Source organism: Shewanella fodinae (genome assembly GCF_014651955.1).
Classification (GTDB): Bacteria; Pseudomonadota; Gammaproteobacteria; order Enterobacterales; family Shewanellaceae; genus Shewanella; species Shewanella fodinae.
Window position 1 is genome coordinate 99,750 of sequence record NZ_BMXW01000006.1, and the last position, 22,011, is coordinate 121,760.

Annotated in this window: 20 protein-coding genes; 15 read left to right on the forward strand and 5 right to left on the reverse strand. The window is 50.0% G+C overall.

Going from position 1 to position 22,011, the window contains the following annotated elements; translation table 11 throughout:
* Positions 1–11: 11 nt before the first annotated feature.
* Positions 12–875 carry a patatin-like phospholipase family protein gene (locus tag IE064_RS07460; protein ID WP_189617290.1) on the reverse strand — a complete coding sequence of 288 codons (864 nt, stop codon included), beginning with the start codon at positions 873–875 and terminating at the stop codon, positions 12–14.
* Between the two features lie 140 nt (positions 876–1,015).
* Here IE064_RS07460 and IE064_RS18295 point away from each other — a divergent pair, with 140 nt between their 5' ends.
* The 4 genes from IE064_RS18295 (at position 1,016) to IE064_RS07480 (ending at position 3,713) form a co-directional block, all read left to right on the forward strand.
* Complete coding sequence (locus IE064_RS18295; protein WP_229799904.1) at positions 1,016–1,309, forward strand: excalibur calcium-binding domain-containing protein; 294 nt, start codon at positions 1,016–1,018, stop codon at positions 1,307–1,309.
* A gap of 221 nt (positions 1,310–1,530) precedes the next feature.
* A complete protein-coding gene (locus IE064_RS07470) occupies positions 1,531–1,794 on the forward strand; it encodes a hypothetical protein (protein WP_189617291.1) in 264 nt (87 codons plus the stop codon).
* Positions 1,791–2,072 (forward strand): hypothetical protein, encoded by a 282-nt coding sequence (locus IE064_RS07475; protein ID WP_189617292.1) that lies wholly within the window; start codon positions 1,791–1,793, stop codon positions 2,070–2,072. Before IE064_RS07470 ends, IE064_RS07475 begins: the two co-directional genes overlap by 4 nt.
* A gap of 3 nt (positions 2,073–2,075) precedes the next feature.
* Complete coding sequence (locus tag IE064_RS07480; protein WP_189617293.1) at positions 2,076–3,713, forward strand: PepSY-associated TM helix domain-containing protein; 1,638 nt, start codon at positions 2,076–2,078, stop codon at positions 3,711–3,713.
* On the opposite strand, the gene IE064_RS07485 is transcribed toward IE064_RS07480, so the two are convergent.
* Positions 3,707–4,588 carry an AraC family transcriptional regulator gene (locus IE064_RS07485; protein ID WP_189617294.1) on the reverse strand — a complete coding sequence of 294 codons (882 nt, stop codon included), beginning with the start codon at positions 4,586–4,588 and terminating at the stop codon, positions 3,707–3,709. The genes IE064_RS07480 and IE064_RS07485 overlap by 7 nt on opposite strands.
* Before the next feature lie 171 nt (positions 4,589–4,759).
* Between IE064_RS07485 and IE064_RS07490 the strand changes: the two genes are divergently transcribed.
* Positions 4,760–5,917 (forward strand): iron-containing alcohol dehydrogenase, encoded by a 1,158-nt coding sequence (locus IE064_RS07490; protein WP_189617295.1) that lies wholly within the window; start codon positions 4,760–4,762, stop codon positions 5,915–5,917.
* Between the two features lie 96 nt (positions 5,918–6,013).
* Here IE064_RS07490 and IE064_RS07495 read toward each other — a convergent pair whose 3' ends face one another.
* Positions 6,014–6,376 carry a hypothetical protein gene (locus IE064_RS07495; RefSeq protein WP_189617296.1) on the reverse strand — a complete coding sequence of 121 codons (363 nt, stop codon included), beginning with the start codon at positions 6,374–6,376 and terminating at the stop codon, positions 6,014–6,016.
* A gap of 177 nt (positions 6,377–6,553) precedes the next feature.
* Between IE064_RS07495 and IE064_RS07500 the strand changes: the two genes are divergently transcribed.
* From IE064_RS07500 to IE064_RS07530, 7 genes are all read left to right on the forward strand, one after another.
* Positions 6,554–7,279, forward strand: coding sequence for a response regulator (locus IE064_RS07500; protein ID WP_189617297.1), 726 nt, complete (start codon positions 6,554–6,556; stop codon positions 7,277–7,279).
* Positions 7,272–8,729: a sensor histidine kinase gene (locus IE064_RS07505; RefSeq protein ID WP_189617298.1), complete on the forward strand. Its 1,458-nt coding sequence runs from the start codon at positions 7,272–7,274 to the stop codon at positions 8,727–8,729. The genes IE064_RS07500 and IE064_RS07505 overlap by 8 nt, the downstream gene beginning before the upstream one ends.
* A gap of 115 nt (positions 8,730–8,844) precedes the next feature.
* Positions 8,845–10,590: an aryl-sulfate sulfotransferase gene (locus IE064_RS07510; RefSeq protein ID WP_189617299.1), complete on the forward strand. Its 1,746-nt coding sequence runs from the start codon at positions 8,845–8,847 to the stop codon at positions 10,588–10,590.
* Positions 10,591–10,727: 137 nt separating this feature from the next.
* Positions 10,728–11,504, forward strand: coding sequence for a CDP-diacylglycerol diphosphatase (locus IE064_RS07515; RefSeq protein WP_189617300.1), 777 nt, complete (start codon positions 10,728–10,730; stop codon positions 11,502–11,504).
* Between the two features lie 73 nt (positions 11,505–11,577).
* Positions 11,578–12,339: a S1/P1 nuclease gene (locus IE064_RS07520; RefSeq protein ID WP_189617301.1), complete on the forward strand. Its 762-nt coding sequence runs from the start codon at positions 11,578–11,580 to the stop codon at positions 12,337–12,339.
* A 245-nt stretch (positions 12,340–12,584) separates the two neighbouring features.
* On the forward strand, positions 12,585–14,840 hold the full coding sequence (locus IE064_RS07525) for a TonB-dependent receptor (RefSeq protein WP_189617302.1): 2,256 nt from the start codon (positions 12,585–12,587) through the stop codon (positions 14,838–14,840).
* 66 nt (positions 14,841–14,906) lie between these two features.
* The gene (locus IE064_RS07530) at positions 14,907–15,581 is read left to right on the forward strand and encodes a Fe2+-dependent dioxygenase (protein ID WP_189617377.1); all 675 of its coding nucleotides are present in this window, start codon (positions 14,907–14,909) and stop codon (positions 15,579–15,581) included.
* Between the two features lie 18 nt (positions 15,582–15,599).
* Here the strand turns inward: IE064_RS07530 and IE064_RS07535 are convergent, their stop codons facing one another.
* Entirely contained in the window at positions 15,600–16,748 is a 1,149-nt protein-coding gene (locus IE064_RS07535) for an MFS transporter (RefSeq protein WP_189617303.1), read from the reverse strand.
* Between the two features lie 387 nt (positions 16,749–17,135).
* Between IE064_RS07535 and IE064_RS07540 the strand changes: the two genes are divergently transcribed.
* From IE064_RS07540 to IE064_RS07550, 3 genes are all read left to right on the forward strand, one after another.
* Positions 17,136–17,882: an AzlC family ABC transporter permease gene (locus IE064_RS07540; RefSeq protein WP_189617304.1), complete on the forward strand. Its 747-nt coding sequence runs from the start codon at positions 17,136–17,138 to the stop codon at positions 17,880–17,882.
* Complete coding sequence (locus IE064_RS07545) at positions 17,879–18,184, forward strand: AzlD domain-containing protein (protein WP_189617305.1); 306 nt, start codon at positions 17,879–17,881, stop codon at positions 18,182–18,184. Before IE064_RS07540 ends, IE064_RS07545 begins: the two co-directional genes overlap by 4 nt.
* Before the next feature lie 94 nt (positions 18,185–18,278).
* On the forward strand, positions 18,279–19,658 hold the full coding sequence (locus tag IE064_RS07550) for a diguanylate cyclase (RefSeq protein WP_189617306.1): 1,380 nt from the start codon (positions 18,279–18,281) through the stop codon (positions 19,656–19,658).
* A 27-nt stretch (positions 19,659–19,685) separates the two neighbouring features.
* Here the strand turns inward: IE064_RS07550 and IE064_RS07555 are convergent, their stop codons facing one another.
* A complete protein-coding gene (locus tag IE064_RS07555; protein WP_189617307.1) occupies positions 19,686–21,746 on the reverse strand; it encodes a putative bifunctional diguanylate cyclase/phosphodiesterase in 2,061 nt (686 codons plus the stop codon).
* Positions 21,747–22,011: the final 265 nt, after the last annotated feature.

Sequence of the window (22,011 nt, forward strand, 5' to 3'; positions counted from 1 at the left end):
CTGGAAAACACTTAATCAGCAGATTGTAGAAACGCTTGTACGCGAGGCAATTGTGCCGCACCATCGCTGCGTCCTAAATGATAAACCGCCGCCACTTTGTCGATATTACGCTCCAAGCGCGACAGCCCCAATGGCGCTTTGGGCTGGATCACCAGCGCCGTGCCAGCCTGCAACGCCTGCTGTAACTGTTGTAACGCCTGGTTGTAGCGCTGATGCCGTACCATTAACGCTTTAGCGACCTCGGGATAATCTCGGTACACCCACTTTGCCAACCAAGTCGGCTTGAAGGGCGATTTGCGGTACGCAGCATCCTGCGTCAGGATCACTAGCTGTTTACTGAAACCATCAGCCTGCGCCTGCTTTATCGGAATGGCATCGGCAATGCCACCATCCAGATAAGGTATGTCATTAATCAGCATTGGGTGCGATATAAAAGGCAAACTGGAGGATGCAATCAAGACATCCAGCAATCGCTGATGATCATGGAAATCAGCCATGCCAAAGAATTCGGTGTTACCTGTGACACAGTTGAATGCCCCCACTTTGAACTCTGAACCGCTGTTTAGGAAGTTTTCGAAGTCAAATGGGATTAACTCATTTGCCATACGACGGTAGGCAAAATCCACGTTGATATAATTACCGCGGCGCAACCAATGGCTCAGCCCCATGTAACGTTTATCATTAAGGAAACCTTGCTGAATTTGCAGGTTACGTCCAGCTTGCCGTGACAGATAAGATGCCGGATAAATCGCCCCCGCCGAGACACCGACCAGATATGGGAAAGTTAGTCCGGCAGCCATAAAGCTATCCAGTACTCCCGCCGTATACATTGCCCGCAGTCCACCACCTTCCAACACTAATGCGGTTTGCTCCATTGCTGTTCTCCTGAACTTCACGGCATGCAGCATACCCAAGCTGGCAGCACAGGAAAACCTTTTGTCACTGACATTGGATATTTTTCAGCAGATGCTAAGCTAGCGTCGTATGAGTTTTCACTGTCACAAGGAGAGAAATAGTGAAACGGTTGTTGTTCTATCTGATTTTTGCCTATGCCTGCTGGATGATCTGGCAGCGATTAGCGGGCCACGAAGACAAGGTTGTAGCATCACCAGAATGGCAGCCGACTGTGATAGACAGTATCGAGGAACGGCTACCCGAAGTCCCTCCTCAATTTAAATGTGATGGCCGCCAATACTGTTCACAGATGCGTTCTCGAGCAGAAGCCGAGTTTTTCCTGCGCCACTGTCCTAATGTCAAAATGGATGGCGACCATGACGGGATCCCCTGCGAGCGAGACAGTCGCTGGTGATCACGTTCTCCGCAATGTAAACGTGGCCGCCGGATACTCAGCGGCCATTTTGTCCAGCCAAACCTCACTATCATGCGTGAATTCCTGCACACATCACAATTGCCAAACTTAATAATACAAATGATAATAAATATCATTTGATATTGAATGTGATTATGTTATTTTGCGGCTCATTTCTTCATTCTTAAGTTGCTGATGCCCACACTTTATAAGGAATTTTCATGTGGTATAGCGCCCTAATTCTTACCATGTTGGTAGCAAGTACACTGCTGTATCTGAGCAGTAAACAACAAGCCTTGCTCCACACGCCCTTACCCGTGGCACCCTACCGTTACCTGTCTTATGCGCTGTTGCTGGCGGCATTAGTAGGTTGGAACCTGTTACTAAGTACAACAGCCGCAGTTTTTCTGTGGCTGTTATTGCTGGGCAGCTTATTAGGATGGATTCCGTTTTTATCGCTGTTACGCGGGAGTCCGCTGAAATGAATGAGCGCAGTAAAATCCAGCCTGACTGGTTTGGTAAAACCGTTTGCGGCCTATTCCTGGGATTCGCCCTAGCGCTGGCACTGGTGGGTTGCTTTGCTTGGTTCGGCCCTGGAGGCATTGATGCCCAAGATAAATATCAGTTCAACATGTGGCTGCTAGCCCCCATCTGGTTAAGCGTGCTCAGCTTTGTCTATTTGTTCCATTCCACCCGTCGGGCATTGCTGTGGCTCGGTGGTGCCAACCTGCTGGCCTGGGGCCTGCTGCTGTTGTTGAGGTAAACCATGCAAATCCGCAGTGATATCCTAAGGATCTATCAGAAAGTGCATCTTTGGACTGGCATTACAGCTGGTATCTTACTATTTATCTGCTTCTTCGCTGGGGCACTGACAATGTTCAAGCCACAACTGTCTGCCTGGGCATCACCGCCTACCAGCATATTGCCGCAAATCGCCACGGCTCAGGCCGATGAGCTGTTGCAGCAGGCATTGGAGCAACATCCCGAGATTGCTAAAGGCTTTACCTTGCATCTGGAGGATGACAAGCATGCACCGCTGACTTGGTATAGTCATGGTGGTGGCCGAGGACTGAATCTAAATGCTGAACAATGGCAAGCAACATTGGATGAACATGGTCAGTTATTGACCCAGAAAGTGCAGCCAAGCCAACTCGGTACCTTGATCGATCAATTACATCGCACGGCAGGTATCCCCGGGAATTTGGGACATGAACAACTAGGCGTACTGGTGATGGGGGTGGCCTCGATACTGTATTTTATGGCGCTGGTTTCCGGCGTCATCTTTCTGCTGCCAACCTTGGTTAAAACCCTATTTGCATTGCGACAAAAGAAGGGGCCAAGCCGATTCTGGCTAGACAGTCATAACCTGTTAGGGATCACCGCATTACCCTTTCATATTGTCATTGCGATTACGGTCGTGGTGTTTGCCTTTCACGATGCCTTTTACGATGCGCTGGGAGAGTTTGTGTATGGTAAGACACCCGGCTTCAGCCGCGGTGCACCGCTAGTACAACCACTGAACATTACCCATTTGCCCCCCATTCGTGAAATCATTGCCACCGCTAATCAACATGCGCCAGGATATGAGGCGCGTACACTCACGTTTATGGGGCTAGATACTCCACGCCCTGCCGTGCGGATTGAAATGTACAATGAGCAAGCGTTGATGCGAGGCCCTTTGGCTGACTTTTTGTCGTTACAACCCTATTCACTGGAAACTCAGTTCAGTACCTTCTCGCCAACGGCAGCTGGCACTTGGGGCCGTATCGTTGCGGTATTCTTCGGACTACATTTTGGCAGTTTTGGCGGTATGCCAGGACGTTGGCTCTACTTTTTTATGGGACTCAGTGGCGCCATGCTGTTTTACAGTGGCAACCTGCTGTGGCTGGAAAAACGCCGCCAGCAACAAAAAGGCGCGGAATTGCCACAGCAGCCACGAAAGGTGCGGTTGATGGCAGCGGCAACCGTTGGCTGTTGCCTTGGGGCAATGGTTGCGGTGGCAATCACCATGTTGTTAGGGAAATGGCTGTATAGCTGGGTCACCAACATCAATCACAGTTATCTGTGGAGTTACTATCTGTGTTTTGCCGCCGCGGTATTGTACAGTTTTTGGCGTGGTGCCGCCCGTGCTGCCATTCATCTGCTGCGGATAGGCGCGCTCGCTTGTATCGCCATGCCACTAACATCCGTGCTGGCAACTTATGCGCCGTCATTAGGCATTTGGGCACCGCACACACTGACCACCCTGATGGTAGATTTAGTGGCACTGTTATTCGCTTTCGGCTTTCTCTACAGTGCGCGTCTGACGCAACAACGGACAGTTAATGGTCCTGCAGATAGCATCTGGGCTATCATCGATAAACAAAATTCGGCAACGCCTGCTTCACGCTTGTCTGTTTACTGAAATTCTTCGGGAGTCCTGGCATAGTTGCCGGGACTCTGATTGAAATAACGTTTGAATTCACGGCTAAATTGCGCAGCGCTCTCATACCCGACCCCTGCCGCCGCTTGCTTTACCCGCGCCCCTTGCAGCAACAACTCCCGTGCCCGATTTAAGCGCAACTTCTTCAGATATTGGATCGGCGATGACGCGGTTACTTCGCGGAAACAACGGTGAAATGCCGAGCTGCTCATATTGACCAACTCCGCCAAATGTTCCACTTCAACGGTATCGCTGTAATGTCGGTGCATGAACTGTAGCGCTTTGTCGATCCGCGCCAGACGACTATGTGCTGAGGCCAGCGCATACAGCGGAGCCGCATTCTCGCTCAGCAAAATACGGAATAGCAGTTCCTGCACTATGCCATCCCCCAGCACTGCTGCTTCCAATGGCGACTGCAATGCGCACAACAATCGTTCAATACAACAGTTGAGCAACTCACTATTTTGGGTGAGAAAAACTCCGGGTTGACGACTCATATCCTGAGTAACCGGTAACCGATAATGCTGGCTTAATTGGTGGATCACGTGGCTGAGCTGCTGCGCATCAATATCCACCATCATCACTAGAGTAGGCTCATCGGCTGAGGCAAAGGTTTCACATTCAACCGGCATTGGCACCGTCATCACCAATGGCTGCTGAGGGTTATATTCCAATACGTTGTCTTCGATGAATAATCGCTTGCGCCCCTGCCCCACAATCATGATGCCTTGCCAATAATACATAGGGCGGCGGCTGCGATAGCTGTCAGCGCGGAAAATACGGATCCCCGGAATGACGGTAGCAAAAGTACCGCTCTTGGGGGCAAGTGCCGCCATCAGACGCGCTATTTCAGACATCAATTAATCCTTATTTGCAGAAATCAGCAGTATTTAACCATCAAATGACCACTATTTTACAGTATGAAGCAGGAATAGGCATAAATTGGCCAGCAATGGGTATGGCGCTTCGCTGGCAGAGGATTACTATGGCAACCATTGAACTATGCTTGGCAAATGGAGACTGTGTCCATGTTTAACTTTGATTATCGTAATCCTACTCATATCGTCTTTGGTAAAGACCGCATTGCCGAAATCGACAAGCTGATACCACCGCAAGCGCGGGTATTGGTGTTGTACGGCGGTGGCAGCGTTAAAAAATTTGGCACCCTTGAGGCGGTCAAGCAGGCACTGGGTACTCGCCAACAGTTCGAGTTTGGCGGGATAGAAGCCAATCCACGTTATGAAACATTGATGCGTGCCGCTGCCTTAGCAAAAGCAGAAAACATCGATTTCCTGCTAGCTGTTGGCGGTGGTTCGGTAATGGATGGTACTAAGTTTGTGGCGCTAGCGACCCATTTTGCAGGTGACGCAGCCACCTTACTGTGGAACGGCACCGCCGCCGTTGACAGCAGTAAGATACTGCCGCTAGCCACTGTTGCAACGTTGCCCGCCACAGGTTCAGAGATGAATGCTTTTGCGGTGGTCAGCCATCCCAAAGGCAAATTTGGTATCAATCATGCGCAGTGCTATCCGCAATTTTCAGTACTCGATCCGAGTCTGACTTTCACGCTGCCAAAAATCCAAGTCGCAAATGGCGTAGTCGATGCTTTTGTCCATGTATGCGAGCAGTACGTGACTTATGCTGCTGAAGCAAAAGTGCAGGATCGCTTTGCCGAAGGATTGCTGCAGACGCTGATTGAAGTGGGGCCGATCACTGTAGCACAGCCACAGGATTATGATGCGCGCGCCAATCTGGTGTGGGCCGCCACCAACGCCCTTAACGGCCTCATAGGCACCGGGGTACCGCAAGACTGGGCAACTCATATGATAGGTCATGAACTGACTGCCCGTTTTGGGATTGATCATGCACAAACATTGGCGATTGTCATGCCATCATTGTGGCAGGTATGCCGCGAGCAGAAACACACAAAATTACTGCAATATGCTGAGCGCGTTTGGAATATTACAACGGGCAGCGATGCAGAGCGTATTGATGCCGCAATTGCCAAAACCCGTGAATTTTTTGAAAGCCTGGGCATTAAAACCCGGCTCCGGGATTACGATGTGGCAAAAGCTGATATCGACGATATCATCTCTGCCTTGGAAGCCCATCGTATGGTAAAACTGGGAGAGCACCAAGCAATCACGCCAGCAGTCAGCCGCCAGATCTTGGAACAAGCCTGGTAACCAGCACTTTGGGCTGACAACATATCACAGTTCATGATCGCTAATAGTGTAAAAAGTCAGGGCCAGCAGGCCCTGATTTTCACTGACAACTTACCTTTATTTCACCACTTTGGGGGCTGGAGCAGGCGCTGATGCATTACCTGGTTGTGCCTGCCATCTCATGCCTCGGCCCATAAACGCCGGGGTACCACCACAGCTGCCACGCATGAAAAAATGCTGACCACGACCGCCGTTAGCGTGCATTTGCTGCATCCACTGCTGCCGCGCCTGAGGATCATTGCGCATGCTGTCGCGCCATTTTTGCATCGCCTCTGGATTCTGATGCAACGCCTGCATGGTCTTATACTGCGGGTTATTGCTGTTCATCATGCCAAAACCATAACCCCAGTAGTGAGCAGATGCACCGGCAGAAATTACCAGCGCGCTAACCATCAAAGCTGCTTTAATAAAAGTTTTCATGTTAATTCTCCTATTGCTGTGTACGCCTTTATTACAGCAAGAACCCGCAGCCGATGTGTGTCGCAATTCCCTTCTTTTCTGACAAACAGTCACAATCTATAGCGCTGACAAACTTTGCCACACTTTCCTGCGCAATCTGTATATAGTAATGACCAAGGGGCTTTATAAGGGGTTGAAATGGAACGGGCTTATCAGATACTTGTCGTGGATGACCACAAAGATATTCGCGATTTGCTGCAGCGCTTCCTGCAACAGCACGGCCTGCGGGTAAGCACAGCGGCCGATGGGGCAGCGATGGAAAAATTGATGGCGACCCAGCGTTTTGATCTGATTATCCTCGACTTAATGTTGCCAGGGAAAGACGGTATCACCCTCTGCCGCGAAATTCGCAGCACCAGCAACGTACCCATCATCATGCTGACAGCGCTGGGGGAAGAGATTGACCGTATTGTTGGTCTGGAAGTGGGGGCTGATGACTATGTTCCTAAACCGTTCAACCCACGTGAACTGTTGGCACGGATCAAATCTGTACTGCGGCGCCATTTTGCCATCCCTACCCTAGATGAACAGTTAAGTACCAGCCCAACGTTATATCGGTTCGCCGATTGGCAACTCAATACCCTTTCTCGCGAACTGCAAGATCCTCAGGGCGCATTGGTCGCCTTGACATCGACCGAGTTTACGCTGTTGTTGGCATTTTTAGCCCATCCCAATGTGGTACTGAGCCGGGAAGATATTCTGCGCCTGGTACAAGGTCGCGGTGCCGATGTTTATGACCGTGCCATCGACACGCTGATCAGCCGGTTACGTAAGAAAATCGAGCCGGATCCGAAACAGCCCAGATTAATTAAAACCATCTGGGGCGGCGGTTATCAGCTCAGTTGTGAGGTCAGCCATGGTTAACTGGTATCAACGGCAACCGCTGATTTACCAGATAGGGTTGGTGATCCTGATTGGTTTTGCCTTGAGTTTTTTACTGACGCTGTTTCTGTTGTCATACGATAAATCACAACGGCTCAACCAGTTGTCTGTATCCGGCGCAGTACAGCGAGTGATTGCGGTGGCAGACACACTGCAACAAACCCCGCAATCGTTGCACCAGTCCATCCTCAACGCCAGTAGCAGTTCTGATTTACAACTGTCATTGACCGACACACCACGTGTCACCGCCGCCAGCCAAACCGACAACATGAGTCGACGATTTATCCAACAGTTGGCCGCTGCCGGCATTACAGAAGCCAACCTGACGCTGATTTCACAATCACAAAGGCCGTTGATGGATCTTTCCAGACACAACATGGAAGGCATGCGGGGGATGATGAATAACGGCGACATGATGCGTGGCGCATCGACCAAACCTGGCCGTAACGGAGCACCATTTGCAGGCCGAGGACGTAATCTTAATTACAGTGCCACCATTGATGGCTCGGTAAAACTCGCTTCTGGACAGTGGCTGAACTTTTCTTCTGGCATGGAAACCGATATTACCCATTGGTCCAACAGTGTGCTGATCGCGCTGGCGAGTGTCATGCTGTTGACCATATTGTTGTCACTGCTGGTTATCCGCCGGGCTTTGACGCCGATTGCGCAGTTAGGCAGCGCCGCATTAGCCTTTGCCCGTAATAAACAGGTGCAGGAAGTGAATAGTCAGGTGCCGCGCGATCTGTTACCAACTATTAATGCCTTCAATGATATGCAACGGCAACTGACTGATTACATCAAAGAGCGCACGCAGTTGCTCGCGGCAATCTCTCACGATTTACGTACACCGCTGACCAGCCTGCGGTTGCGGGCAGAATTCATTGAAGAGAGTGAAGATAAACAGCAACTGCTGCGGACCATCAGCACTATGGAGAAAATGCTGACGGCGACCATGCGTTTTGCTAAAAACGATAGCAACCGAGAGCCAAGGCAAATGACCAACATTGATAGTCTGTTGCAGACGATTGTCGATGAATACGATGAGAAAGGGGTCGAAATCCACTACCAGCCACAACCCGGCTTAACTGGCAATATTCCGCCGGTTAGCGTGCGCCGTATGACCGAAAACCTGATCAATAATGCTATTCAGTACGCTGGAAACAATGCGCAGATAACGCTGGCATTAGTGCAAGATCATAAGCAATTACATATCTGTGTCGCCGATAATGGCGTGGGTATTCCCGCCGATAAGCTGCAAGAAGTCTTAAAACCGTTTACCCGCCTCAGCGAGGCACGTGACACTGACAGCTCCAATGTGGGCTTGGGACTCGCCATCACCCATTCGCTGGCGACCGCCTATGGCGGCAACCTGTTATTGCAGCCTAATCAGCCATCTGGACTTAAAGCAACGGTCAGTCTCTCGCTGCATTAAGCACCTGACTGACCATCGTAACACCATATAAATATTGCTTTTGTGATCCTCTCGCTACCCAAAAGCAGTGCCAGACTGCAGTCTTGTGTCCTTTAGCTATTCTGGGAGAGAAAGGATGCATAAGTCTTTCATCGCGACACTGCTGCTCGCATTGACCATTACGTCTATCGCCACCGTTACCACCCCTGCGACCGCCTCGGTAATGAAAATCAGTCGACCAGCACAAGGTCAGTTGGGGCTGGTCAGCGTCAATCCTTACGGTTATGCACCGCTGACCGCGATTATCGGCTTGGCAGGAAAACAGCCTACCGACATGGAGGTGACCGTCTTAGGCAAGGGCAAAGCGGGCGTTGCTATTCACTACCGTGTCGGTCACAGCCAGCTACTGACTTATGACGGAGTGCCGGTGTTTGGGCTATATGCCAATTACCAGAATCGGGTGCAGCTACGTTATACATTAGCAGGGAACAAGGTCGACGAAACCTACAACATCTTCACTCAACCGTTGCAAGGGATCAGCGTGGATAATGCGGTGGAGGCCTTTCCGACTATCAAACCGGTCACCGTTGCCAAAGGCTTTAAACAACGTTTGTACTGGATAAACCATCTGGTCGCCGATCAGCATTCAGAATCAATGCAGTGGACTAATGGTGGCGCACTAGAGTGGGATCGTTGGCCACTGGATTTCATTACCGATACCCAGGGCGAAGTTCGCTGGTATCTCGACCCGCATAAAATTCATGATCAGCAAGATGTTGGCAAACGCGGTATTCTGATGGGCGTCCATCAAGTTGCTAACGGCGACATAATATTTTTGCAAGGGCAACGCTATTACCGTATGGACTTGCTAGGACGCATGGTATTTGAACGCTGGTTACCCAAGGGGTACATCGACCTGTCACACGACATGAAGGCCCTGCCAAATGGCCACTATCTATTACGGGCAGCCAAACAAAACTATCATCGTCCTGACGGAAAAGTGGTGAATACCGTCCGCGACCAAATTCTGGAAGTCGATGAATATGGCCGTCTGGTCGATGTCTGGGACCTTAACCGCATCCTCGACCCGTTACGGGACAGTCTGATGAAGGCCTTGGATCCGCGTGCCGTATGCCTGAATGTCGATCTGCAAGCCAAAGGCAACGAGCTAGAGCCTGATGCGCCCTTTGGTGATCACATGGGCGTTGGTACCGGCCGCAATTGGGCGCATGTCAATTCGGTCGAGTATGATGCCAGTGACGATACCATTATCATCTCATCGCGCCATCAAGGAGTGTTTAAAATCGGCCGAGATAAGCAGGTGAAATGGATTCTGGCACCACGCAAAGGCTGGAACAGCCAACTGGCAAGCAAACTACTAACACCCGTGAATACCGATGGCAAACCGCTGGACTGTGACGAAAATGGGGTGTGTCAACACAGCGATTTTGATTTTGGTTATGCCCAACATGCCGCCTACCTAGTGCCACAAAAAGGTACGCTCACCTTGTTTGATAACGGTGATGGCCGCCATCTCGCTCAGCCGTTTTTTGCCAATCAGAAATACAGCCGCGCGGTGGAGTACCAGATTGACGAGCAAAAACTCACCGTCCAACAGCGCTGGGAATTTGGTAAAGATAAAGGCTATGACTGGTACAGCCCAGTGACATCCATTGTCCGTTATCAACCGGACACTGACAGCATGCTAATTTTTTTCGCCACCGGAAAATTACTGGAGCAGGAACTGACCGAACCCAGATTAGTCGAAGTGAAATACGGCACGCAGCAGATCGCCGTAGAACTGGATATGCTCGCTACCACACAACAACAGGCATCGTATCGGGCATTGGTGATCCATCCAGAATTGGCGTTCAGCCACTAACAACTGCCGCTAGTTTTAACCTTAGCGCTGCTGTCTTTATAAGACTTGCAGCGCCAGCCATTTTCTTTTTAACGTTGGTCGCTACAATAGCCGACTTTTAACTTAACCCAGTTTTAACTGTTACTCTGGAACCCTCCATGGTCAGAACACCGAGAAAATTCCTGCTAGTGTTTGCGGTATTGATATTGGTTGCCGCTGCTACGGCCACTTATTTTTGGCAAACGCCAGCCCATAATCCCGATGCCCTGTGGCACTTAATCAGCGAGCGCTGTGTGCCTGATATGGAAGAGCACGGTAAACCCGCACCGTGCAGCGAAGTGAATGAATCCAAAGGCTACGTCACGCTTAAAGACCGACATGGCATTTTGCAATATCTGCTGATGCCTGTAGATAAGATCTCGGGAGTAGAAAGTCCTGAACTGTTGCAACCGCTGACCCCCAATTTCTTCGCTATCGCTTGGCAACAGCGAGCCTTAGCAATCGAGCTGATGGCGCAACAGCAACGGACTGTTCCCGACCGTGCATTGTCGTTGGCGATCAACTCCGCTTATGGCCGCACCCAGAACCAGCTGCATATTCACATCTCTTGCCTACGACAGGATGTAAGACAACAACTGGATAGCCTGACACCAACGCTTACGTCACAGTGGCAACAGCATGAACTGGGACCCAGTGACTATTTGTTGCGAACCCTGACGCCACAGCAGTTACAGGATGAGAGTGTGTTTATCCGCCTAGCGCAAGAACTTCCTGAGGCTGCCGACGACATGGGACATTACGGTCTGGCGTTGGCTAACCTGCCCAACGGACAGTTGGTGCTGATGGCTATCAAAGCCAACTGGCTCACTGCTAACAATGCCTCTGCCGAAGAACTGCAGGATCACAGCTGCAGTATTCTGCAACCGACTTTGTAACAGCCTGTGTTGTGTACTTCGCCCAAACGGCTGCGGCCGTTACAATGGCTCCCCCAAAAATAGGAGAAGCATTATGTATCGTTATTGTGGCTTATTGTTGTTAGTCCTCTCCAGCCAGGTACACGCCTGGGGTTTTACCGGCCACAAGGCCTTTTGTGAAGCCGCCTATGATTTGACCTCACCTGCGACCCAGAAAGCACTGGATGCCGTTGCCGCCAAACAGGGCGATTATCATTCATTCGCTGAAGCCTGTACTTGGGCAGACGATATCAAAAAGGATCACCAGTGGGATTGGTCAAAGCACCTGCATTACATCAACGTCACCCGTAATGAAAAAGACCTGCATGATGCCGACTGCAGCAAAGGTTGTGTGTTAAGTGCTATTGCCGAGCAGCAAGCCAAACTGCAGAAAAATCCGCAGGACTGGCAAGCGTTATTCTTCCTAGCGCATTTCGTAGGTGATTTGCACCAACCATTACATGTCAGTTATGCCGATGACTGGGGTGGTAATAAGACGGAAGTGACCTTTTTCGGGCAACCCGCTAATCTGCATGGCATTTTCGATTACGGCATCATTGAACATATGGTAGGTGATGATTGGAAAGGCTTTGGTGACCGCTTAGCCAAACTGGCCAATAAAGCGGATGCTAGCGGCACACCAGAACAATGGGGCGATGAATCGCTCACGCTGACGCGGGATATTTACGCGGGTTATCAACCCCATGAAATTCTAGGGCAAGCTTACGTTGAAAAATATGGTCCAGTGATTGAGCTACGTATCGAAAAAGGCGCGGTGCGGCTGGCCCGGATGCTCGACAATATCTATACCCCTTAATCGCTATCGACAGCAATACCCTGAATGCGATGCCCGGAACTTCCGGGCATTTTTATGCCGTAAACACAAGCTTCCTCATTCGACAGTCCCATCATAAATGCCACAGGAAAAACATGACCCACATCAATTTATAATCTAAATGATAATCGTTCTTGATCTCATATTTACAAATCTCTATATTAGCTGGTGCTAAAAGCGCAGCAGATGAACTGCCGCTGATAACACATCTAATTGGGAATTTTGCAATGACAACAGCACAACGCCGCAATGGAAGGATTCGACTCGGCACCCAGGTTTTGGGATCTTTAACCTTAGGAATGGCAATTTCAGCGCTTCCGGTCCTTGCCGCTGAACAATCGCAGGTTCAAACCGAACCACACTACAGCGAAGATAAATCGAAAGAACACCATAAAAGCCATCGACATCAAGGTGACAAGAAGCTTGAACACATCGAAGTTAATGGTGACTACCAAGGCTATAACACCCGCCGGGTACAATCTGGCAAGTTCACGGAAGATCTGCTTAATAGCGCCAAAACCGTGACAGTAATCAATCAAGATCTAATGAAAGATATGGGCGCTGAAAGTTTTAGCGATGCGCTACGTGCGACACCAGGGATTACCTTGGGCACTGGGGAGGGAGGTAATCCTTACGGCGATCGGCCATTTATCCGTGGCTATGATGCCCAATCGTCAACCTTTATCAACGGGATGCGCGACGTTGGCTCACAGAATCGCGAAACCTTTAACATCGAGCAGATCGAAGTGCTAAAAGGCCCAAGTTCTGTCTATAACGGTCGCGGAGCAGTAGGCGGCAGCATCAATATTGTCACCAAGAAAGCCCGCGCCGGCGACTTCATCACTGCCGATGTGACCCTGGGCACCGATGCGCTCAAGCGTGGCACGTTGGATGTAAACAAAGAGCTTAGCGATGAAGCCGCGTTCCGTATCAATATGATGAGCCATGATGCTGACACTCCTGGACGTGACCAAGTATCAGGTAACCGTTGGGGGGTTGCACCTTCGTTAACCTTCGGTCTGACTACCGCCACCCAGGTGACGTTGGAGTATTACCATTTTGAAAGCCACGACATCCCCGATTATGGCATCCCCTATGATCAGAGTTCTGGCCGTCCGGCTAAGGTCGATGAAGATAATTTCTATGGTCTGTTGAATCGCGATTTTCGAGACAATGGTGATGATACGGCTTCAGTGATTATCAATCACGATTTTAGCGATACCCTGCACTTTAATTCGACCTCAGTATACAGCCGCAACACTAACCACTATATCGTCACCAACCCAGATGACAGCGCCGGTAATGTTGCCAATGGTTATGTGTGGCGTAATACCAAATCACGCCATTCTGCAACCAAAACGCTCGCCACACAGCTGCAATTGAGCGGCGAAGTCACCTTAGCGGGGATGCCCAATCGTTTTGCCGTGGGCACCGAATTGAGCAATGAACGCACCAGCAACCGCAGCTACAGCGTCGACACGGGTAATGGTCGCAACGCGGGCTGCGATGAAGCGATGTTGGACAGCTATAACTGCACCTTGTTATCAGATCCAAATCCGCACGATCCCTGGGTTGGCACTATCAGTCTGAGTAGCGCCACGACAGTGACAGAAACCGACACCCGTTCACTTTATGCTTTTAACACCCTAGAGCTGAGTGATGCCTGGTTCATCAATGGCGGTATCCGTTGGGATGATTACGACACCAGCAGTGAGTCCTCTACGGCGACACTGAATAACAACAGTGATTTCTTCAATTATCAGTTGTCGGTGCTGTATAAACCTGCCGAAAACGGCAGTATTTATGCGGCGTGGGGAACTTCATCTAACCCACCAGGCACGTCAAACGGCGATGGCAGTGATCAACTTGGCGATAACAATGATGATTTGCAGCCAGAAGATACCAAAAGTTATGAAATAGGCAGCAAATGGGAACTGTTCCATGGCCGCCTATCATTGAATGGCTCGCTGTTTCAGATAGAAAAGAACAACGCCCGAGTAGCCACCGAAGCGGGTCGTAATGCGCCACAGGCCAACGTTGGGAAACAGAAGGTCAAGGGGTTTGAAGTCGGATTTTCCGGTGACATCATGCGCCACTGGCACGGTTTTGGCGGCTATACCTATCTGGATGCCACTTTAGAAAGTAACGGCTACAACACTGCATATGACGGTAACCGTTTCCCCAATACCGCCAAGCACAGTGTTAGTCTGTTCAGCACTTATGATATTACCGAGCAGCTAACGGCAGGGGCTGGGGCTTACTACATGAGTAAAGTCTATGGCAATACCGCTAACACCTTGTGGATCCCGTCCTACTGGCGCTTCGACATGATGTCATCTTACCGGGTCAACGATTACCTCACGCTCAGATTCAATGTACAGAATCTCACGGATAAGCGTTACTACGACAAAGCCTATGCGTCCCATTTTGCCAACGTGGCTCCCGGTCGCTTGGCCATGCTGAGTGCTGAAGTGCATTTTTAATATCTTGAAAACCAAGGCTTTCCTACGGGAAAGCCATCTTTACCACCTGGCTGACGGAGCCTAATGATGTTAATTGAAATCCCACAGGTTTTTTCCAACGATGAAGTCCTGCAACTCAGACAACAACTGGACGAACGCCCTTGGATTGACGGTAATCAAACCTCTGGCGAGTTGGCGGCAACCCGCAAACGCAACCAGCAACTGAGCAAAGATGACCCCGTTGCACAAGCGTTAGGGCAATTGATAATGGATCGACTGCTGGCACACCCTTTATTTGTGTCTGCCGCGTTACCCCTAGAGTTTTACCCACCACTGTTCAACCGCTATCAAGGCGGGCAAACCTTTGGTTATCACATCGACAATGCGATTCGTGCAACAGAAAATGGCATGGTGCGGACAGACTTGTCTGCCACACTATTTCTCAGCGAGCCAGACAGTTATGAAGGCGGGGAATTGGTGATCCAGGATACCTATGGTCAGCAAAGGGTGAAGCTCAGCGCCGGATCGCTGGTGCTCTATCCTTCCACAAGCCTGCATCAGGTAACCCCTGTCACCGCTGGCGAGCGCACCTCCGCCTTTATGTGGCTGCAAAGCATGATCCGCGATGAAGGACAACGACGGATACTGTTTCAACTCGATCAATCGATTCAAACGCTCACAGCACAGCAGGCCGATGCGCAGCAGATCTTTAATCTCAGCGGTATCTATCACAACCTGTTACGACGCTGGAGTGAACTGTAAGCTCAACCCCAACGCTTATCAGGCATGCGCCACTGGATTGGGATGTTGCCCTGGTTTCCGCAGCAACATCAACAGGTAGATAAATGACACGCTCGCCATGGTCAGGAACAGCAGACTATCTGAATACTGCTGCATCAACAACGCGATCATTGACGGGCCAATCAGACTCCCCACGGTATAACTGAGCAGCAGCGCCTGATTCATGGAAACCAACTGCTGATGCGGTACTTTTTCGCAGGCCCATGCCATAGCGACCGGATACAAAGTGAAGCCGGCTGCGCCGAGAATAAACAAAGCTGGAGTCAATGCCGCATGCACCAGCATCGCCAATGACCCAAGGATCACCACAAACACCTGAACCCGCAACACCATTAATCGACCGTAGCGGTCAGCAAGCCGTCCTACTGGCCACTGTCCGACAATACCGGCACTGACCAGTAATGCCATCCAGAAACCGACACTGGCATCAGTCATGCCCAGATGATTCAGGTACAGTGGCATCAATCCGTATAACGACCCCAACACTACGCCAGAGATCAGGCAACCGTGGACACCGAGCCGCGCCTGTCGTAATTTCAGCATAGGCAAGACCTGAGGACTCTGTTGTGGTTGTTCCTGGGTGTTAACAATCCGGGTAAACAGCAAGGGCAACACTGAACAGAGGACCAACACCAAAGCCCATGGCAGCACGCTCATCAATGCTGTGGGTAACTTGGTCAGCAGCAATTGTCCGGCAACGGTGCCAAAGTAATACACCATCATATAGGCCGCCAACAATCGGCCGCGATTGCTTGACGTGCCACTGCACATCAATGCACTTTCCACCACCACCCAAATCATGGCGCAGCCGATACCGGCAATAAAACGCCAGATAAACCAGCTGTAGAAACCGACCATCAGTCCAAGGCCTACGCAGCCCAACGCGAACAAAACGGTGGCAATGTAATAACTGCGATTAAACCCAAAACGACTGATAAAGTGCCCAGCCAACACCGTGCCCAGCAAATTACCAGCAAAATAGGAGGAGCTCACCATACCTACCTGCCAAGTCGCCAGGTTCTCGTGCGCCAACCATAAAGGTACTAGGGTATTCAGTACTGCAATCGCCAAGGTCAGCAACAGCAAGCCACTGAGCAGCAACAGCACGGGGCGGGTATAAATGGACATGGGATAAAACCACAGAAGGTGTCGCAATCAAAGTGCGCGCATTATTCCACCAGCGTACCAACAGTCAATCACCCGTCGCATCACTGTTGAAGCCGTTGTATAAACACGGATTAAAAAACTGACCAAACTACATAAAATATTATCTTCTTAATTGATTTTTATAGTGTTAATACGCTACGCCAATAAAAAATCGGTAGTTTCATCCAAAAAATTTCATCAATACATTATTTCATCTGCTGTACAAAAAACGGCTGAGAGAGACTAGCGATGATTACTACCGCGCCCATAACAAATTCGTGCCGACATCAGCGGCTTCATGCTATAACGCTAATCTCAATTTTTACATATAAGCAACACCATACACAGTGCGCGTAACTAACAAACATCATGAATAATTTCGAACACCTGCAGCCAGCTTCGGCGCATTCGCTACGAGGACAACGAGCCCAGTTTTTTAAGGGCGCAATCGACATTATTCCCTTGTGTCTGGCGGTCCTGCCGTGGGGGCTCCTTGCTGGGTCAATGGCGATTCAATCTGGGCTAGATGTGTGGCAGAGTCTGGGGATGTCGGCGATTATCTTTGCCGGAGCAGCGCAACTGGTCACCTTGAGCATGCTGATCTCTGGCGCCAATGTTTTCAGCATTATTATCACCATCTTCTTTTTAACATCGCAGCATTTTATCTATGGGCTGACATTGCGTGAATTTGTCACCCAACTGAAACTCAAGTACCGCCTGCCGATCGGCTTCTTGCTAACCGATGAGCTGTTTGCGCTGAGTGTGCCAAAGGTCCGCGAACAGGCGCTGACGGTCAGCTACCTGATAGGAGCCGGACTGACGTTCTATCTGTTTTGGGTAATTGTCAGTGCCTTAGGTATTTGGCTCGCGGCATCAGTACCCGATCTGGCAAAGTACCATCTGGATTTTTCCATCATCGCCACCTTTATTACTATCGTGGTGCCAATGATAAAGAGCCTTAGCACTCTGGCAGGTGTGCTGTGCTCGTTGCTGCTGTCCGCCGCTCTGTCACTAGCGCAAGTGGAAGGCGCTATCGTGATCGCTGGCATTGCCGGAATGATGTTTGCGGTCGCGGTAGCGCATCTGACGAGAAAATCCGGGGAGACAACAACATGAGTTGGTGGCTACTGCTGCTGTTAGCGTTCATCGTATTTTTTAACCGTTACCTGTTTCTAGAACCCCGGTTGCCACTGCGTATTCCCACATTAGTGCGGGAAGCGCTATCTTATTCCGCCCCTTGCTTGTTGATTGCCATCTGCGCGCCGGTGATCTTACTGGATAATGGAGAACTACGGCATTTTCCAGATAATCCTTATCTCTGGGGCGCGCTCGTCTCGGTGATTATCGCCTACTTTGTCAGGCATATGCTCAGTGCAGTTGTACTCAGTCTGCTGGCTTTTTATCTGTTGAACTGGTGATGCTGTGCTGGTGAATATTCAAGCATTTCTTTGGACTTTCAGCAGTAATCTTGCTAGCTTTGCCGCCGGATAATGTCTATAGCCAGGGAATATTATGAGCGGCACAACCAGCAGTAAAGTTGCTAATGACTGGAATACTTTGATTTCCGGAATAAATCCACAGAGTATTCAACTAAATCGACAACTTGTTGCCAACCATAGTGGTGAACTGGCGACGCAATTCTATGCCCATATGTTGGGAGCTGAAGATGCGTCGATCTTTCTTTCCCACGATCAAGTGAAAACACGTTTACATGGTTCTTTACAGCAATGGCTGGTCACGCTGTTTGATATTGATGAGCAGTATGATCTCGCAGCAGCGGTAGCCCTGCAGGTAAAAGTCGGTGAAATTCACGCCCGTATCAAAATCCCCATGCACTTGGTACTGCGTGGTGCGCGCTACCTGAAACAGCACTACGGTGAGTTGTTGCAGCAAGAGCCATTGACCGCGGAGCAACAGCATGAGTGCTTGCAGCATTTTTGCGATACCCTTGATGTCTCTATGGAAGTCATGGCGCAAGCCTATGCCAGCTCTTACGACCGCAACACCCGCTCTGATGAGGTATACCGGCTGTTCTCTATCTCTCAGAACCTGTCGACTGAACGCGAAAAGCAGAAAGGGGCATTGCTGGACTGGGAAAATCGCTTGATGTTTGAGTGTACCCTTGGCAATCCCAATGCCGAACTGCCAGCGCTGTCCACTTCTGAATTTGGTTTATGGTTTACACACAAAGGGGCGCATGCATTTCAAGACTACCCGGAAACCCAGCTCATTGACAAACGTATAAACATCGTTGATGAACAACTGCTAGCAGATATGCAGCAAGGGCCTGCTGACACCAGGATCCAGAGCTTACGCAAGGTACGAGACGAAACCAAACGGATCAAATTCCTGCTGGATGATATTTTTGCCAAAAGCTCGGAGCTGGAAAGCGGTCGGGATGTCCTGACCAAGCTGCTGAATCGCAAATTCTTACCGACAGTACTAAGCCGTGAAATTACCCACGCCCGCCGCAATCACAGTCAGTTCGCATTGTTGTCACTGGATATCGACTACTTTAAAGAGGTCAATGACTCTTACGGTCATGAGGCCGGAGACAGTGTATTACAGCAACTGAGCGGTTTTCTGGTGAGCAATTCGCGTGCCGGTGATTTTGTCTTTCGTCTGGGGGGCGAGGAATTCATGGTGGTGCTGGTTGATGTGAACAAACACAACGCCCGAGCGATTGCCGAAAATATGCGTAATAAAGTGTCCGCTGAAAACTTTATGTTGCCAAACGGTGAGCGGATCCAAATTACCGTCAGCTCTGGCCTGGCATTGTTTAATGGCCATCCCGATTATCAAGTGATTTTGCGACAGGTAGACAAAGCACTGTATGACGCCAAACACTTGGGACGGAACCGCGTTATTGTTGCCGATACAGATCAGCTCTGACGGCGGAGATTCTGGCTATGGCAGCTGTCAAGCCATAGCCTCGTGACGAATATCAATGGTGCCCTGCCTTAACAACGGCTCCAACTGTTCCGCCGCCATCGGTCTGGCAAACAAATATCCTTGTCCTTCTTCGCAGCCCAGTTGCTGCAACAATGCCATCTGTTCCGCAGTTTCAATCCCCTCCGCGATGATAGTCCGGTTCAGAATATGGCCAATTTCTATAATTGCCTCAACCAGTTGCACATCTTTCTGATCACGCAGGGCGTTTGCGACAAAAGATTTATCAATTTTCAGCACCTTCATCGGTAAATCTCGTAACCGAGACAGACTGGAATGGCCGGTGCCAAAGTCATCGATAGCCAAGGTAAATCCTTGCTGCGTCAGCGCTTGCAGCTGCGGCATAATGCGACTCATATTGTCCATGATATTGTTTTCGGTGATCTCTAACTGGACATGTTGTGATGCGACGCCTAACTGCTGTGCTAAGGTCTGGATACGCTCGCTGATGTTACTGCGCAACAACTGTTTGACCGATACATTGATAGCAACATCGACCGCCATCCCCTGTTGCTGCCACTGTGCCAGTTGCTCCAGTGCCCGAACCATCACCCAATCACCTAACTCTACTATCAGTCCAGAATCTTCTGCGATGGGAATAAATTCCGCCGGAGAAATCATGCCCTGTTGCGGATGCTTCCAACGCAACAACGCTTCCACGCCACAAATCCGCCCATCGCGCAGATCCACCTTTGGCTGATAGAACAACATTAGTTGCGCGCAGTCAGTCATCGCTTGTCGCAGCTCTTGATCCAACTGAATACGTCGGGTCATTTTGGAGGTCATCATCGGCTGGAAGAAACGGAAACACCGCCCGCCTTCATCTTTGGCAATACGCATCGCTTGGTTGGCATGCATCAGCAGACTGCGGGCACTGGCACCATCATCGGCATAAAAAGCCAACCCCAGAGAAGCGGTAACCTGCACACAAAAACCGTCACCTTCAAACGGTGCGGCCACGGCCTGCAGCAGTTCCCGCATCAGTTGTACCAGCTCGAGATTATCCTTACGTTGGTCTAATACAATGGCAAACTCGTCGCCGGTGATGCGGCCAAGAAAGCCGCGATACTGCTTCACCAGGGTTTCTAAGCGCGTAGCGATGCCGACGAGTAATTCATCCCCTTTATCATGTCCAAGGCTATTGTTGATATCCTTGAAGCGATCCAACCCCACCGAAATAACGACCAAGGCACTTTTATTTTTTTGCGCTAAATCAACGCATGTCTGGATTTTTTCTAACATCGACAATCGATTTGGCAAGCATGTCAGCGGGTCGTTAAATGCTTGAAAACGTACCCGATGGGCAATTTCGCTATCCATTTTTCGCAGCAACTGCAGATACTGTTTCTCGCGGCGGTATAAGGAAACCAACAGCGGCCGAAAAATAAACAACGCCTCTAACAATAGAGTGCTTAGCATCCCGATCAATGACAGACGGTTATAGCGCTGTAATTTCACAATGGCGGCTTCGCTGTCTTGTTGGAATTGCAACACCAGGGTATCCAGTGAGTTGAGGATGTCATAACGCGCGGATGCCCGCAGCTGCAAATACGCTTGTTCCCTTTCCGGCAGGGTCAGCGATTGATCCACGACCTGCTTTGCCAAACGAAAAAACGCTTGCAAGCGCTGGTCGAGATCTACGGGCGGTTGATGAAAGATCTGCTGTATAGCCTTTGAACTTGGAGCCGGAATCGCCATCGATACCGAGCCATGCATCAGCGCCTGATGAACCTTGTTCATAGTAGCTATCGCATCAAGGTATTCCCCCGGGAACAGAGTTGGCGATCGTTGATCTTTTTCCGCCAACAATTGCCCGGCAAACAGCGTAATACGTTGCGATAGCATACGTTGACGACCGGCGAGGTTCACCACGCGGGCACTAGCTTCCTGTTGATTAACAATGCGTTGTACTAAGTAGTGTGACAGTAACGCCAAAATGCCAATGATCAGCAACGCCAACAGATATGTCAGGGTGCCACGGCGCCAGTGTAACCGCAGCAGATGGGGATTCTGATACAAGGCTCTTTTCATACTGTAGACACTCCCTGTTAACAGCGCAGTGGTAATTTCTGACGAAAAATAAGAGGTAATGGCGAATTTATCACCATTTCTAGTGTAGTAGCCCCCGCCTGACAACGAGAGAATTTTTTATTGGAAACCGCTGCCAATGCCCATGTGCTGGACGAATACAATGGTGGAACTGTGACCGTTAGCGAAACTCACCGTTTAATAATGAAAATTGCCATCTTGTTATTTAATTCGTTCATCTAAAATCTATATCTCATTGATTATTAAT

Excerpts from the sequence above, each read along its gene's own strand:
- IE064_RS07460 (WP_189617290.1), bottom strand. The coding sequence starts at position 875 with ATGGAGCAAACCGCATTAGTGTTGGAAGGTGGTGGACTGCGGGCAATG.
- IE064_RS07530 (WP_189617377.1), top strand. The coding sequence starts at position 14,907 with ATGTTAATTGAAATCCCACAGGTTTTTTCCAACGATGAAGTCCTGCAA.
- IE064_RS07540 (WP_189617304.1), top strand. The coding sequence starts at position 17,136 with ATGAATAATTTCGAACACCTGCAGCCAGCTTCGGCGCATTCGCTACGA.
- IE064_RS07555 (WP_189617307.1), bottom strand. The coding sequence starts at position 21,746 with ATGAAAAGAGCCTTGTATCAGAATCCCCATCTGCTGCGGTTACACTGG.
- IE064_RS07475 (WP_189617292.1), top strand. The coding sequence starts at position 1,791 with ATGAATGAGCGCAGTAAAATCCAGCCTGACTGGTTTGGTAAAACCGTT.
- IE064_RS07485 (WP_189617294.1), bottom strand. The coding sequence starts at position 4,588 with ATGTCTGAAATAGCGCGTCTGATGGCGGCACTTGCCCCCAAGAGCGGT.
- IE064_RS07550 (WP_189617306.1), top strand. The coding sequence starts at position 18,279 with ATGAGCGGCACAACCAGCAGTAAAGTTGCTAATGACTGGAATACTTTG.
- IE064_RS07545 (WP_189617305.1), top strand. The coding sequence starts at position 17,879 with ATGAGTTGGTGGCTACTGCTGCTGTTAGCGTTCATCGTATTTTTTAAC.
- IE064_RS07515 (WP_189617300.1), top strand. The coding sequence starts at position 10,728 with ATGGTCAGAACACCGAGAAAATTCCTGCTAGTGTTTGCGGTATTGATA.
- IE064_RS07535 (WP_189617303.1), bottom strand. The coding sequence starts at position 16,748 with ATGTCCATTTATACCCGCCCCGTGCTGTTGCTGCTCAGTGGCTTGCTG.
- IE064_RS07500 (WP_189617297.1), top strand. The coding sequence starts at position 6,554 with ATGGAACGGGCTTATCAGATACTTGTCGTGGATGACCACAAAGATATT.
- IE064_RS07470 (WP_189617291.1), top strand. The coding sequence starts at position 1,531 with ATGTGGTATAGCGCCCTAATTCTTACCATGTTGGTAGCAAGTACACTG.
- IE064_RS07520 (WP_189617301.1), top strand. The coding sequence starts at position 11,578 with ATGTATCGTTATTGTGGCTTATTGTTGTTAGTCCTCTCCAGCCAGGTA.
- IE064_RS07490 (WP_189617295.1), top strand. The coding sequence starts at position 4,760 with ATGTTTAACTTTGATTATCGTAATCCTACTCATATCGTCTTTGGTAAA.
- IE064_RS07505 (WP_189617298.1), top strand. The coding sequence starts at position 7,272 with ATGGTTAACTGGTATCAACGGCAACCGCTGATTTACCAGATAGGGTTG.
- IE064_RS07510 (WP_189617299.1), top strand. The coding sequence starts at position 8,845 with ATGCATAAGTCTTTCATCGCGACACTGCTGCTCGCATTGACCATTACG.
- IE064_RS07495 (WP_189617296.1), bottom strand. The coding sequence starts at position 6,376 with ATGAAAACTTTTATTAAAGCAGCTTTGATGGTTAGCGCGCTGGTAATT.
- IE064_RS07525 (WP_189617302.1), top strand. The coding sequence starts at position 12,585 with ATGACAACAGCACAACGCCGCAATGGAAGGATTCGACTCGGCACCCAG.
- IE064_RS07480 (WP_189617293.1), top strand. The coding sequence starts at position 2,076 with ATGCAAATCCGCAGTGATATCCTAAGGATCTATCAGAAAGTGCATCTT.